The sequence below is a fragment of the Leclercia sp. EC_58 genome, assembly GCF_019584355.1.
Classification (GTDB): domain Bacteria; phylum Pseudomonadota; class Gammaproteobacteria; order Enterobacterales; family Enterobacteriaceae; genus Enterobacter.
Map to the genome: position 1 here is coordinate 4,560,046 of NZ_VDAM01000001.1, position 732 is coordinate 4,560,777.

Annotated in this window: 1 tRNA gene and 1 other annotated feature (1 of these 2 only partly in view); the gene reads right to left on the reverse strand. The window is 50.3% G+C overall.

Features of this window, described 5'->3' with window-relative positions:
- Positions 1-268 precede the first annotated feature (268 nt).
- Positions 269-344, reverse strand: a tRNA-Glu gene (locus FHC51_RS22100).
- Between the two features lie 85 nt (positions 345-429).
- Positions 430-732: a sequence feature (16S ribosomal RNA rRNA prediction is too short), on the reverse strand; it runs 529 nt beyond the window's last position.

Below are 732 nucleotides of genomic sequence, written 5' to 3' on the forward strand. Positions count from 1 at the left end.
CGTCCTTCATCGCCTCTGACTGCCAGGGCATCCACCGTGTACGCTTAGTCGCTTAACCTCACAACCCGAAGCTGTTTCACTTCGCGTTGTGAAAATTTGAGAGACTCGAACACACCGCATTTCTGTTCCTATTATGGAGAACAGACACAGTGTGTCGTTTCAATTTTCAGCTTGATCCAGATTTTTAAAGAGCAAATATCTCAAACGTAACTCACTGAGTTAGTTTTGAGATATAAAGGCAGGTGACTTTCACTCACAAACCAGCAAGTGGCGTCCCCTAGGGGATTCGAACCCCTGTTACCGCCGTGAAAGGGCGGTGTCCTGGGCCTCTAGACGAAGGGGACACTGAAGTCTCAATCGCAAGACGCCTTGCTATTTACTTTTCATCAGACAATCTGTGTGAGCACTGCAAAGGCAGGTTCTTTAAGGTAAGGAGGTGATCCAACCGCAGGTTCCCCTACGGTTACCTTGTTACGACTTCACCCCAGTCATGAAGCGCTTTACGCCCAGTAATTCCGATTAACGCTTGCACCCTCCGTATTACCGCGGCTGCTGGCACGGAGTTAGCCGGTGCTTCTTCTGCGAGTAACGTCAATCACTGCGGTTATTAACCACAGTGCCTTCCTCCTCGCTGAAAGTACTTTACAACCCGAAGGCCTTCTTCATACACGCGGCATGGCTGCATCAGGCTTGCGCCCATTGTGCAATATTCCCCACTGCTGCCTCCCGTAG